At 75.8% G+C, this 12950-nt stretch carries 11 protein-coding genes; 7 read left to right on the top strand and 4 right to left on the bottom strand.

Annotation, left to right across the window (positions count from 1 at the left end; genetic code table 11):
• Window positions 1-147 precede the first annotated feature (147 nt).
• Window positions 148-705: an SDR family oxidoreductase gene (locus AB0C99_RS12460; protein ID WP_362473414.1), complete on the bottom strand. Its 558-nt coding sequence runs from the start codon at window positions 703-705 to the stop codon at window positions 148-150.
• Window positions 706-841: 136 nt separating this feature from the next.
• Between AB0C99_RS12460 and AB0C99_RS12455 the strand changes: the two genes are divergently transcribed.
• Window positions 842-4297: a BTAD domain-containing putative transcriptional regulator gene (locus AB0C99_RS12455; protein ID WP_362473411.1), complete on the top strand. Its 3456-nt coding sequence runs from the start codon at window positions 842-844 to the stop codon at window positions 4295-4297.
• A gap of 91 nt (window positions 4298-4388) precedes the next feature.
• On the opposite strand, the gene AB0C99_RS12450 is transcribed toward AB0C99_RS12455, so the two are convergent.
• Together AB0C99_RS12450 and AB0C99_RS12445 are read right to left on the bottom strand one after the other, a co-directional pair.
• Window positions 4389-5069 (bottom strand): ScbR family autoregulator-binding transcription factor, encoded by a 681-nt coding sequence (locus AB0C99_RS12450; protein ID WP_362473408.1) that lies wholly within the window; start codon window positions 5067-5069, stop codon window positions 4389-4391.
• A 347-nt stretch (window positions 5070-5416) separates the two neighbouring features.
• Window positions 5417-5995 (bottom strand): helix-turn-helix domain-containing protein, encoded by a 579-nt coding sequence (locus tag AB0C99_RS12445; RefSeq protein WP_362473405.1) that lies wholly within the window; start codon window positions 5993-5995, stop codon window positions 5417-5419.
• Window positions 5996-6338: 343 nt separating this feature from the next.
• Here AB0C99_RS12445 and AB0C99_RS12440 point away from each other — a divergent pair, with 343 nt between their 5' ends.
• The 4 genes from AB0C99_RS12440 (at window position 6339) to AB0C99_RS12425 (ending at window position 10411) form a co-directional block, all read left to right on the top strand.
• Window positions 6339-6767, top strand: a complete 429-nt coding sequence (locus AB0C99_RS12440) for a cell division protein SepF (RefSeq protein WP_362473402.1) — start codon at window positions 6339-6341, stop codon at window positions 6765-6767.
• 1510 nt (window positions 6768-8277) lie between these two features.
• Window positions 8278-9435, top strand: a complete 1158-nt coding sequence (locus AB0C99_RS12435) for an ATP-binding protein (RefSeq protein WP_362473542.1) — start codon at window positions 8278-8280, stop codon at window positions 9433-9435.
• The gene (locus AB0C99_RS12430; protein ID WP_362473399.1) at window positions 9432-9788 is read left to right on the top strand and encodes a nucleotide pyrophosphohydrolase; all 357 of its coding nucleotides are present in this window, start codon (window positions 9432-9434) and stop codon (window positions 9786-9788) included. Before AB0C99_RS12435 ends, AB0C99_RS12430 begins: the two co-directional genes overlap by 4 nt.
• 125 nt (window positions 9789-9913) lie before the next feature.
• Window positions 9914-10411, top strand: a complete 498-nt coding sequence (locus AB0C99_RS12425) for a DUF6099 family protein (protein ID WP_362473397.1) — start codon at window positions 9914-9916, stop codon at window positions 10409-10411.
• A gap of 50 nt (window positions 10412-10461) precedes the next feature.
• On the opposite strand, the gene AB0C99_RS12420 is transcribed toward AB0C99_RS12425, so the two are convergent.
• Window positions 10462-10677 (bottom strand): hypothetical protein, encoded by a 216-nt coding sequence (locus tag AB0C99_RS12420; protein ID WP_362473539.1) that lies wholly within the window; start codon window positions 10675-10677, stop codon window positions 10462-10464.
• Between the two features lie 349 nt (window positions 10678-11026).
• Between AB0C99_RS12420 and AB0C99_RS12415 the strand changes: the two genes are divergently transcribed.
• Together AB0C99_RS12415 and mmuM are read left to right on the top strand one after the other, a co-directional pair.
• Entirely contained in the window at window positions 11027-11950 is a 924-nt protein-coding gene (locus AB0C99_RS12415) for an LLM class F420-dependent oxidoreductase (protein WP_362473395.1), read from the top strand.
• A gap of 4 nt (window positions 11951-11954) precedes the next feature.
• Window positions 11955-12869 (top strand): homocysteine S-methyltransferase, encoded by a 915-nt coding sequence (gene mmuM / locus AB0C99_RS12410; protein WP_362473392.1) that lies wholly within the window; start codon window positions 11955-11957, stop codon window positions 12867-12869.
• Window positions 12870-12950 lie beyond the last annotated feature (81 nt).

Raw genomic sequence — 12950 nt, 5'->3', positions numbered from 1 at the left:
AAGGGGATGGGGACGGAGAAGGGGATGGGGATGGGGATGGGGAAGCGGACGGAGAAGGGGATGAGGAAGGGGATGGGGAAGGCGGAGTGCGTGCGCTCGTACGTGCGGGCCGAGGGCGGGGCGGGGACCTGACGGATTCCGCGCGGCCTACGCCGGGCCGAGTCCGCCGTCCACGGGCAGGTGGGCGCCGGTCGTGAAGGTCGCGTCCGTGGCGAGGAAGAGCGCGGCGCGCGCGACCTCCTCGGCGGAGCCGAGCCGGCCGAGCGGCGGCAGCGGCGGCGGGGCGACGGGCGGCGCCGCCTCGATACAGCCCGGGGCGACCGCGTTCACGCGGATGCCGCGCGGCGCGAGCTCGGCGGCGAGCGCCCGCACGGCGGCCTGGGACGGGGCGGGCGCGGTCAGCACCACGGCGCCGCCGTCCCGCAGCAGCGGGAGGAGGGGGCGGGCGGTCGCGACGGCGTCCGCGAAGAGCAGATCCGGACCGTCGAGGCCGTCCGGCCGCCCGGCCGTGTCGTACAAGCCGTCCAAGCTCTCGACGACGTGGGCCGCCGAGCCGAGTTCGGAGCGGGCGTGGGCGCCGTCGGCAGCCGTGCGGGCGGTCAGCAGCACCCGCGCCCCGCCCTCCACCAGCCGTTTCGCGATGGCGAGGCCGATGCCGGTGTCCTGGCCGACCACGACGGCCCTCCTGCCCGCGTACCTGGTCATGACCGCCGCTCCTCTCCGCCGCCCGCCGATGGGTCTCCCCGACTGTGCGCCCGGCCGCTTCGGGGACGCTTCGGATGCGCTGACGGTCGGCTGACGCGCGCGTACGCCGAGGCGGGCGCGGGGTACGGTGGCCGACATGCGCTTTGGGGTACTGGGACCGCTCGTGGTGTGGGACGACGAGGGCGCGGCGGTCACGGTCCCCGAGGTCAAGGTCCGCGCCCTGCTCGCCGACCTCCTCGCCCACGACGGGGACCCGGTCTCCGTCGACCGCCTCGTGCAGGACCTGTGGGGCGACGAACCGCCCGGCAAGCCCACGGGCGCCCTCCAGGCCAAGGTGTCCCAGCTCCGGCGGGTCATCGGGCGCGACCGGGTGGTCCACCAGGCGCCCGGCTACCGGCTGCGCCTCGACCGGGCGGCCCACGAGGTGGACGCCGACCGCTTCCGCGCCCTGGTGGCGGAGGCCCGCACCGTACGGGACCCGCGCGGGCGGGCCGCGCTGCTGACCGACGCCCTCGACCTGTGGCGGGGGCCCGCGTACGCGGACTTCGCCGACGAGGAGTTCGTACGGGGGGCGGCCCAGCGGCTGGCCGAGCAGCGCCTGTCGGTGCTGGAGGAGCAGGCGGAGGCCCGGCTCCTGGCCGGTGACCACGTGCTGCTCGCCGGGGAGCTCGCGGCCCTCGTCGACCGGCACCCGCTGCGGGAGCGCCTCCGCGCGGTCCAGATGCGGGCCCTCTACCTGGCCGGTCGGCAGAGCGACGCGCTGGCCACCTACGAGGACCTGCGCGCCCGCCTTGCGGAGGAGCTCGGCGTCGACCCGGGCCCGGCCCTGACCGCCCTCCACCAGGCCGTGCTGCGCCAGGACCCGCGGCTGGGGGAGACGACGGGGGCGGGGGTGGGGGTGCCGGGCGGGCCCGGGGGCGAGCGGGGCGCCGCACCGGCCCCGGCGGCGGCCCGGGCGAGCGACGCGAGCCATGCGGCCTACGCGGGCGACGCGGCCTCCCTCGCGGGTGATGGGTCCACAGCCACCGCGACAGCCGCGGCCACCCCGAGCTCCACCCCGCCCGCCACCCCCACCCCCACCCCCACCCCCTCCAATCTCCCCGTCCCCCTCACCCACCTCATCGGCCGCGAGGAGGCCGTGGCCCAGGTGACGGGACTGCTCGGCGGCGCCCGGCTGGTGACGCTCACCGGGGCCGGCGGCGTCGGCAAGACGCGGCTCGCGGTGGCGGCGGCCGAGGAGCTGGCCGGGCGGCCGGAACGGGCCGAACTCGGCGACGGGGTCTGGCTCGTGGAGTTCGCCGGTGTACGCGGCGGCACGGCCGCCGACCTGGCGCAGGTCGTCGCCGCCACCCTCGGCATCCGTGACGACGCCCCGGCGGCGCTGCCCGGCACCGGCGCGGGCGCGGCGGGCGCGCCCTCGCCCGCGCACCGGCTCGCGGCGGCGCTGCGGGACCGGCGCACCCTGCTGGTCCTCGACAACTGCGAGCACGTGGTGGACGCGGCGGTCGAGCTCGCGGAGCTGCTGCTAAGGACGGCACCGGGTCTACGCGTCCTCGCCACCAGCCAGGAGCCGCTGGGGCTGGCGGGGGAGGCGGTGTTCCCGGTGGAGCCGCTGGGGACGGCGGACGCGGTGCGCCTGTTCAGCGAGCGGGCCTCCGACCGCGACCCCGGCTTCCCGCGCGACCCGGCCGCCGTCGAGGCGGCCGACCGGGAGGCCGTGGCGGAGATCTGCCGCCGCCTGGACGGCATCCCGCTCGCTCTCGAACTCGCCGCCACTCGCGTACGAGCGTTGGGGGTAAGGGAGTTGGCGGCGCGGCTCGGCGACCGTTTCCGCGTCCTGAACTCCCGTCGGCGCGGCGTCCCGGAGCGCCAGCAGACCCTGCGGGCGGTCATCGACTGGAGCTGGGAGCTGCTGAGCGCCCCCGAACGCATCGTGCTGCGGCGGCTCGCCGTGCACAGCGACGGCTGCGACCTGGACGCGGCGGAGGCCACCTGCGCCGGGGACGGCGTGACCCGCGAGGAGGTCCTCGACCTGGTGACGCGCCTGGTGGACCGGTCGCTCGTCGGCGTGGTGGACGGGCCGACCGGTCGGCGATACCGCCTGCTGGAGTCGGTGGCGGCGTACGCGACCGAGCGGCTGCACGAGATGGCGGACCTGGCCGCCGTGCGCGACCGGCACCTCCGCCACTATCTCGCCCTGGCCGAACAGGCCGAGCCCCGGCTGCGCGGCGCGGGCCAGCGCACCTGGCTGGCCCGCCTGGACGCGGACGCGGGCAACCTGCGCGCCGCCCTGGACGAGGCGATACGGCGCTCCGCCGCGGCGGAACCTGCGGCTCCCGAGGCCGTCCGGCTCGCCACCGAGCTGGCCTGGTGGTGGCTGCTGCGCGGACGGCTCGCCGAGGGCCGCCGCAGCCTGGCCGCCGTACTGGCCACCGCGCCCGACGACCGTCCGACGGATCCCGAACTCGCCCTGCTCCACGGCGCCTTCGCGCTCCTCACCGGCGACCACGCGGAGGCGTGCGCGCTGGCGGACACGGTCGCGACCGCCGACGGCGTGCCCGATCCCGTACGGCGGGCACGGGCGCTGTGGCTGTGCGCGTACGGCCTGTTCAGCGTCGGCGACCCCGCCGAGAGCGCGGCACTCAACACCCGGGCGCTCGGCCTGTTCGGCGCGGCGGGCGAGGAGTGGGGCACGGCCGCCGCGCTCGGGCTGCGCGCCACGCTCGCGATGGCGGGCGGCGACCTGGCGGGGCTCGGCCGGGACGGCCTGCGCAGCGCCGCGCTCTTCCGGGAACTGGGCGACCGGTGGGGTGAGTTGCAGACGGTGTCGCCGCTCGCCGCGCTCGCCGAGATCAAGGGCGACTACGCCGAGGCGACCCGTCGCCAGCACGAAGGGCTGGCCATCGCGCGGGAGTTGGGGCTTGAGGCGGAGGTGTCGGCCCGGCTGTCCGGGCTCGGCCGGCTCGCCCTGCTGGACCACGACTGGGACCGTGGCCGCGACCTGCACGAGCAGGCCCGCCGGATCGCCGCCGAACAGGGCTACAAATACGGCGAGATCCACTCCGAGATGGGCCTGGCGCTCGGCGCCCGCCGCTCCGGCGACCTCGACACGGCCGAGACCCACCTGCTGCGCATCCGCGACGGTTACGCCGAGCTGTCCTCGGCGGCGGGCGACCACCTGCTCTTCGCCGAACTCGGCTTCCTGGCCGAGCTGCGCGGTGACGCCGCCGGGGCCGCCGCACACCACCTGCGCGGCTGGTCCGTCGCCCGCACGCTCGACGAACCGCGCGCGCTGGCCCTGTCGTTGGAGGGCCTGGCGGGCGCCGCCCTGGCGGCCGGGAGAGCCCGGGGCCCGGCGGTCGCCGCGCTGCTGCTGGGCGCGGCGGACGCGGCCCGCCGGGGCGTGGGAGCCCCCCTGCCGCCCGCCGAGCGCGGCGACGTTGACCGCCTCGCGCGCGCGGCCGGGGCGACGCTGGGCGAGGCCGGGTACGAGACCGCGTTCGCGCGGGGCGCCGGTCTGACGGCGTACGAGGCGGTGGAGCGGGCGCGCGAGGAGCTGGACTGGGCGCCGGAGACGCCGACTTCGGGCTGACGGAGCGAGAGGCGACCGGACGCGATCGGCCTTGGGGTGCGATGGCCTCGGGGTGCGACGGCCTCGGGGAGCGATTGGTCGCGGGGCGCGATCAGCCTCGGGGAGCGGACGGGCAGAGCTCGATGTCTTCCTCGGCGCACGGGATGATCGCCCGCACCACCGCGATCGTGCGTTCCGGCAGGTCGGCACGGTTGTTGAGGACCCACGAGATGTGCTGCGCCCCGAAGAAGGCGGAGACGAGGACGGTCGCGAGATTGGTGGACGAGGTGAGGGCGCCGGCGGGGTCGGCCCCGTCGTCGGCGGTCTCCTTGGCGAGCCAGGAGGTGATGAGGTCGGTGTACCCCTCGTACGGGAGCGGGATCTGGGCGCCGATCAGCTGCCGCTCCAGCTGCAGCCGGGCCCCGGCCTGGAGTGCGGTCTCGTCACGGAAGGCGACGGCGGTGCGGATCAGCAGCTCGGCGACGGCGCTGACCGGCGGGAGGCCCAACTCCTCGACGGCGCGGGCGATCTCGCCGATCCGGCGGTTGAAGAGCTCGGTCACCGCGACGGCGAGCGCGTCCTTGTTCTCGTAGTGGAAGTAGACGGCGCCCTTGGTCATGCCGGCCGACTGGGCCACGTCGAGGATGGTGACCGCCGGATACCCCTTGGCGGCGAAGGCGGAGGCGGCCGAGGCGAGCACCCGTTCCCGCGTCCGTACCGCGCGCTCCTGCTTCAGCTCTTTGGTGACGGCGGGAGCCGAAACGCTGAAGATATCGCCCGAGTTGGCTGCCATGCCCCGTCCCATTCCCGCGGCCCCACTGATCCCCGTTTCGTACCGCCGGGAAGGAATCGTACGGGAGGGTGGCCGAAAACCGAAGGCCGCGCCACGCGCGCCGCGCCGGACCCGCGGAGGCCGCTCCCACATCGGGGGAAGCGGCCCCGGACCGGCCGCAGGAACGGCCGAGTTGGGCCCGGCCACGCGCCCTGACGGACCCCACGGGATGGGCGGCCCGCCCGAGCCGCGAGCCGGGGCGGGCTGCCCGCGGCCGGGCAGGAACCCCGGCTCGAACTCGCCGGTGACGGGAGAGCGGAGAGAGCAGGGAGAGCAGGGAGAGCGGGCGTCCCTCGAAGCGTGCTCCCCTAAGCGACTCGCTCCCCAGCCTTCTCTTCCCCGGCCTCCAGCAACTGCCAGACCTGACAGACCTGCCGGGTGCCGTGGGCGGGGGAGGCGTCGATGGGCGCGGTGTAGCCCATGCCGAGCATCAGCGACAGGAACATCGAGCCGAGGACCTCGGGGCTGTGGGTCGCGGCGAGCTCCGCCCGGTCCTGGGCGGCGGTGACGAGCCGGGTGAGTTCGGCCGTCAGGTCGGTGACCGCCTGCGGGGCGGTGTCGCGCGCGGACGCCTCCTCGTACACGAGGCGCAGGCCCGCGCGGAAGCGGAGGTCGGTGTGCATCCGGTGGACGAAGCCGACCGTGACGCGGTGCAGGACGGCGATCGGCGGATCGGACTCGCCGATCGTGCGGAACAGCTCGCGCCAGCCGGTGTCGAAGGCGGAGGTGAAGACGGCGGCCAGGGCCTCCTTCGAGGAGAAGTGGCCGTACAGCGCGCCTTTGGTCATCCCCGCCTGGGCGGATATGCGCTGAAGGTTGGCCCCCACGAAGCCGTGTCGGGCGAATTCCTCGGCCGACGCGTCCAGGAAGCGTTCCTGTGTCCTCACCGCTCTCTCCTGCTTCGCCACGGTGTCCCTCCGGAGTCGTTCGGTCACGGAAAATAACAGTCTCTGGAGAATTTTTTTCTCGTGGGAGCTCTCATACCCCGGGGTGCGGGGCCGTGGCAACCAAGCGATCCCGACGAGATGGTGACGGAACGGCACGTACTGGCGGACGCGGCGGCGAGATCGGCGCGAAGGCGTGCGGTGGTGGCGAGAAGCGGACGCCGGGCCGATCCGAGATGACAGGGCGCGCCAAGGGGTGATCTTGTGGGGGCTGCCCGGGTGAGGCGAGCCCAGTCCGCTCGTGTCGCTGTTGGGCCGAACGGGTGAGTAACGGGAGGATGGGTCCATGAGTAGGTACGAGAGGTACGACGTCACCGACGAACAGTGGGAGGGCCTCGCGCAGGTCGTGCCCCTGCGCGGCCGTGACGAATGGCCGTCCAGGGTCGACCACCACGCGATCCCCGAGCAGTACGGAGCGGTCGAACAGCGCCGCATGGTCGTGCTGCGTGTCCAGGTCTTCGCCGACGCCCGCGAGGTCGCGGAGTACCTCATCGCCCAGATCCCGGTGCTCCTCGACCTGACGAGCGCCGACACCGAGGTCGCCAAGCGGATCCTCGACTTCAGCAGCGGCGTGGTCTTCGGCCTCGGCAGCGGGATGCACCGGGTGGACCGGAACGTCTTCCTCCTCGCGCCGGCCGGCACGGAGGTCGAGGGGGCGGAGGAGGAGTCGGTGGAGGACGTCGACGGAGCCGGGGTCGCGGTCCCCCGTTCGTAGGAAGGTCATTCAGACGTAACGGTTCGTCACGTGAAGTGCTGCGTACGGTCCGATCATGACCACCACCGGCGGCTCCGCCCCCGCCCGCACGTCCCCCTGCCCGCCCGCCCCCACCTGCGAGGTCGCCGTCCCGGCCCGCCCGGCCCGGCCCGACGCCGGGGCGGCGGGGACACCCGAGACGGCGGGGGCCGCGCCATCGCGGTCCGTGACCGGGGGCGCCGGGCCCGAACCTGACGTTCTCGTGGGCTCTTCGGCGCCCGACGCCGGTGCGGTGCCCGGCGCTGGCGCTGTGCCCGATGCCGGCGCGGTGCCCGGCGCTGGCGCTGCTGCTGTGCCTGGGACCGCGCCGGGTCGCGAATCGGGCGCGCCTGCCGTCGCGTCGGATGCCGCGCCGGGCGCGCCCGCTCTCGGTTCCGATTCCGATTCCGATTCCGATTCCGATTCCGTCCCGGGTGTGTCCGCCCCGGGCGGTCTCGGCCTCGCGTCCGGCTCTGCCTCGGACACGCCCGTCCTCGGCTCCGACTCCGCCTCGGGTGCGTCCGTCCCGGGCGGTCTCGCTCTCGCGTCCGGCTCCGCCCTGGGCGTGCCCGCCCTCGGCCCCGACTCTGCTCCGAGCGCGTCCGCTCTCAGCCCCGATTCCGCTCCGGGGGGCCTCGGCCTCGCGTCCGGCTCCGCCCAGGGTGCGTCCGCCCTCGACTCCGATTCCGCTCCGGGCGGCCTCGCCCTCGTGTCCGATTCCGACCCGAGCGAGCTCTCTCGGGGCGGTCTCGCCCTTGCGCCCTGCTCCGCCCCGGGCGCGCCCGTCCTCGGCCCCGACTCCGTCCCGAGCGTTCCTGCCCAGGGCGGCGCCCAGGGGCGGGGACGCGCCCGTACCGAGGGGCCGGTGACCCCTCCGACGCAGAGCCCGACCCCCGATCAGGCTCAGGTTCCGGGCCGGACTCCTGCTTCCGGCCGGGCCTCCGCACCCGGCAAGGCGCCTGCCCCCGGCAAGGCGCCTGCCCCCGGCGAGGCGCCTGCCCCCGGCGGGTCCGCAGCGCCCGGTACGCCCGCTGTTCCGGGTCAGGCCGCTGCCCCTGGTCGGCCCACGGCCTCGGGTCAGGCCCCTGCCCCCGACCGATCGCAGGCTGTTGGGCAAGCCAAGGTGCCGGGCCAAGGGCCGGTGCCAGGCCGGGCCCAGGCTCCGGGCCAAGCCCAGCCCTCACGCCAGGCCCAGGCTCCGCGCCAAGCCCAGGCTCCGGGCCGACCCCAGGCCCCGGGCCGAGTCTCGCCCCCCGGCCGAGTCCCGCCCTCCGGGCTGGTCCCGCCCCCCGGCCGGACCCCGCCCACCGGCCCCGCACAGGCCGCCGGCCGTGGTCGGCCCCCGGCCCCCGGGCGCCCCCCGGTGCGGGGTCTCGCTCCCGCCCGGCGGCCGTTGCCGCCGCTCGCGAACCCCGCGCCCTACCCCGGCCCCGTTCCCGGCTCCGCCCCCGCCCCCGGAGGGCGCGGGCAGCAGCGGCCCGTCGTCACCGAGCTGCGGCTGTCCGCGTTCGCGGTGCACCGGGCGGCCGTGCTGCCGCTCGGGCCCGTGACCCTGCTGCGCGGGCCCAGCGGCAGCGGGAAGTCGAGCGCGCTGCGGGCGTACGAGGCGCTGGCGATGCTCGGGGCGGGCGCCGGGCTCGGTGAGGTGCTGCCCGACGCGGCCGATCTGGTCCCGGAGCGGGCCCGGCCCGACGCGGAGGGGAGGCGCGGCTTCCGGATCGGCTGCACGGTCGAGGGGCCGGCGGGCCCGGTACGGCTCGATGTCGCCGTCCAGGCGGAGCCCCGGCTGCGGATCGTCGGCGAGCGGCTCACCGCGAACGGCCGCACCCTCCTGGCCACCGCCCTGCGCGACCCCGAGCGCAGCACGGTGCAGGCCGAGTGGCACACGGCGGGGGCCACCCCGGTCACCCGGGGCCCGCTCCCCGACGACCTGCTCGGCACCGCCCTGCTGCCGCTGCGCGTGGCGGGTAAGACCAAGGGGCAGCTGGAGGTGCTGGCGGCGGCGGAACAGGTGCTGGTGGGACTGCGGTCGGTGTTCGCGTGCGATCCGAGGCCCGCGGGGATGCGGGCGCCGGTGCCGGTCGGCGAGGGCCGGCTGCGGCGCGATTGCCGCAACCTCGCCGAGGTGCTGCACCGCACCGCCACCGAGTGCCCGCGCCGGCACGCCCGGTTCGCGGCGATGGCGGGAGCGGGCTGCGCGGGGCCGGTCACGGGACTGGGGCTGCGCGAACCGGCCGAGGGCCTGGTGCAGGCGGTGCTGGAGCGCGGCGCGGGGCGGGGCGCGACCCCGCTGGGCCGGCTCGGGGAGGGCGAGCTGCGCTATCTGGCCCTCGCGCTGGTCCTGCTCACGGGCCCCGGCGTGCTCGCGGTGGACCCGCTCGCCGAGGTCCCGGAGGCGATGCGGACGCTGACGGTCCTCGCCGACGGCCTGGACCGGGGGCTCGACCCGCGCCAGCTGCGCGAACTCCTCGGGCTCGCGGCCTCGATCTGCGCCAACGGGCATATGCGACTGGTGGGCACGGTGGGGACGGCGTGGGGCGGGGGAGCAGGCGCGGCAGGTGAGACGGGTGAGGCAGGCACAGCAGGTGAGGCGGGTGACGCGGGCGGGGGCTGGGGGCCCGGGGTGACGGTGGTAGACCTGGGGGTGTGACCGAACCAGATGTGGCCGGCCTGCAGCGCCGCCTCGCCGACTTCGCGGCCGCCCGGCGGTGGCAGCCGTACCACAACCCCAAGAACCTGGCGGCGGCGCTCAGCGTCGAGGCGTCCGAACTCCTGGAGATCTTCCAGTGGTTGACACCCGAGCAGGCCGAGCGGGTGATGGACGACCCGGACACCGCGCACCGGGTGGGCGACGAGGTGGCGGACGTCCTCGCCTACCTGCTCCAGTTCTGCACCGCGCTCGGGGTCGATCCGCTCGCCGCGCTGGCGGCGAAGATCGACCGGAACGAGCTCCGCTTCCCGGTCCGCGCCGAGAACGACACTCATCGTCACTCTTCGGAGTGATCGACTTATCCCCACCGAGCCACCTGTCCACAGATTTCCGAATTCCCCTGGTGTTTGGGCTCAGTCGGCCTCACGCTGGGTAATGAATTGATGGACAGTAAGTCATAAGAACGGGGGCGGCGTTGATGGAAGCGGAGCGACTCATCGCGACCGGTCGACACGCGTTGGCCGAGAGCCGCACGGCGCTGGACATCGTGGCGGAGGCATGGCAGGCACAGGTCCTCGCCCAGGCGATAGGAAGTCATCTGCTGCTCTGCGGACCGCTGGAGCTGCGGAGCGAGGCGCGGGGGCTGAGCGAGATCGGAGTGGCGCGTGGTCCGCTGGACCACCCCACGCTGCGCGGCGGGGTGCCGAGGGCCGCGCGGCTCACCGAAGTGGCGGACGAGCGGGCCGCGTTGACGGCCCTCGCGGCGCTCCTCGGCGAAGTGGGCTTCGCCCTGGTCGGAGTGGCCTGCGCCACCGACGAGGAGGGGCTCTACTGGCAGTGCATAGAGGCGATCGACGCCGCCGACGAGGCCGGTGACCGGGTGCGCGGGATGCTGCGCCGCCTCGTGCTGCGGGAGCGCGGCCGTCCGCCCGACCCGGCGCGGGGGCGGGCCGGTCCGAGACCGGGCCCGCGATGAGGAGCGCCCCGGCCGCGGCCGGCCCGGGGCGGGGAGTGCCGCTGAGGGCGTCAGCCGAGCCCGCCGCCGCGCGGCTCCGCGGGGCCGGAGGCGCCGGACGGGCCCGCCGCGGTCCCGGAGGCGTCGTCCGCGGTCCCCGCCTGGCGGTCGGCGGAGGACTGGATGTCGGCGTCGAGCTGCGTCAGATCTGCCGACAGCGCCGCCATCAGCTCCTCCATCTGCTGGAGCAGGCCCTTCGGGGCGCCGCCGCTCTGCTGCTCGGGCACGGTCGGAGCCGGCTGGGCCGACTGCTGCCCCGGCGGCACCGGAGTCACCTGCGGTACGGGCTGCTCGGGCACGGCCCGCTCCGGCGCGGCTTCCTGGGACATGTCGGCCTCCTGGCCCAGGCCCCTCCGCTGAGGGAAGGGCCACGAGAAGGTGCGTCGCACCGGCAACGGCCGCCGGCACGCGGGCCGGGCGGTCCGGCTCCGCCCGAGCCAACGACGGGTCCCGGGCCCCGGTCACTGGCCTGGCGGAACGCCGCCCGCCCAGGGGGCGGATATTCACCCGACCGGGCAAGTGGTGATCGCCCGCTGACGAAGTGGTTGACGCGCCCGCGCGGTGCAGGATGGAGGCATGGATCTTCGCATCTTCACGGAGCCCCAGCAGGGCGCCGACTACGACACCCTTCTCAAGGTCGCCAAGGCCACCGAGGACCTCGGCTTCGACGCCTTCTTCCGCTCCGACCACTATCTGCGGATGGGCCCGGGCGACGGCATGCCCGGACCCACCGACGCGTGGATCACCCTCGCCGGGCTCGCCCGGGAGACCCGGCGGATCCGCCTCGGCACGCTGATGACGGCGGGCACCTTCCGGCTCCCCGGCGTGCTGGCCATCCAGGTCGCCCAGGTCGACCACATGTCCGGCGGCCGGATCGAACTGGGCCTGGGCGCGGGCTGGTTCGAGGAGGAGCACCGGGCGTACGGCATCCCCTTCCCGAAGGAGAGGTTCGGGCGCCTGGAGGAGCAGCTGGAGATCGTCACCGGCCTCTGGGGCACCGCGCCGGGCAAGACCTTCTCCCACGAGGGGCCGCACTACCGGATCGAGGACTCGCCCGCGCTGCCCAAGCCGGCCCAGGCGCGGATCCCCGTCCTCGTCGGCGGGCACGGGGCGCGCCGCACCCCGCGGCTGGCGGCACGCTTCGCGGACGAGTTCAACATCCCGTTCGCCTCGCTGGAGGACACGGAGCGGCAGTTCGGGCGGGTGCGGGAGGCCGTCGCGGAGGCCGGGCGGCCGGCCGACGCGCTGGTGTACTCGAACGCGCTGGTCGTCTGCGTCGGCCGGGACGACGCGGAGGTCGCCCGGCGGGCCGCCGCGATCGGCCGCGAGGTCGCCGAGCTCAAGGCGAACGGCCTCGCGGGGACGCCCGCCGAGGTCGTCGAGAAGATCGGGAGGTACGGTGCAGTCGGCTCCCGCCGGATCTACCTCCAGGTGCTCGACCTGGACGATCTGGACCACCTGGAGCTGATCTCGACACAGGTCCAGACGCAGCTGGGGTGACCCGATGAAACCCGTACGTACGCTCGCCGCCGCCCTCGACGAGCAGGTGCTCGTGCTCGACGGCGGGCTCTCCAACCAGCTCCAGGCGCAGGGCTGCGACCTGTCCGACGCGCTCTGGTCCGCCCGGCTGCTCGCCGACGGACCGGAGCAGATCGAGGCGGCCCACGCGGCGTACGTACGGGCCGGGGCGCAGGTCCTGATCACCTCCAGCTACCAGGCCACCTTCGAGGGCTTCGCCCGGCGCGGGACCGGCCGGGCGGAGGCGGCGCGGCTGCTGGCCCGGAGCGTGGAGCTGGCCCGGGCGGCGGGGGAGGGCACGGACCGGGAGGTGTGGGTCGCCGCGTCCGTCGGGCCGTACGGGGCGATGCTCGCCGACGGCAGCGAGTACCGAGGCCGGTACGGGCTCTCGGTGGCCGAGCTCGAACGCTTCCACCGGCCCCGGGTCGAGGCCCTGGCCGAGGCGGGCCCGGACGTCCTCGCCCTGGAGACGGTGCCGGACGCCGACGAGGCGGAGGGCCTGCTGCGCGCGGTCGAGGGCTGCGGGGTGCCGGTCTGGCTCTCGTACACGGTCGACGGGCTCCGCACCCGGGCCGGGCAGCCGCTGGAGGACGCCTTCGCGGTGGCCGCCGGGCTCGACCACGTCGTCGCCGTCGGCGTGAACTGCTGCGACCCGCGCGACGCGGGGCCCGCCGCGGCGATCGCCGCCGCCGTCACCGGCAAGCCCGTGGTCGTCTACCCCAACAGCGGCGAGGAGTGGGACGCGGAGGCCCGCGACTGGCGGGGCGGGGCCACGTTCGCCCCGGACACCACCGCCCGCTGGCGCGCCGACGGCGCGCGCCTCGTCGGCGGCTGCTGCCGGGTCGGCCCCGGACAGATCGCCGAACTGGCCGGCACGCTGGCGGCCGACCCGGAGAAGTAGGGAGAAGTAGCCGGACGCCCCCGGACGCCCCCGGACCCCCGGACCGGCTCCGCAGATCGCCGCCCTCGTCGGAAAATGCCT

The organism is Streptomyces sp. NPDC048659 (assembly GCF_040650575.1).
Lineage (GTDB): Bacteria > Actinomycetota > Actinomycetes > Streptomycetales > Streptomycetaceae > Streptomyces.
Note: the sequence above shows the minus strand (reverse complement) of the source record. Positions and strands in the feature narration are given on the sequence as shown.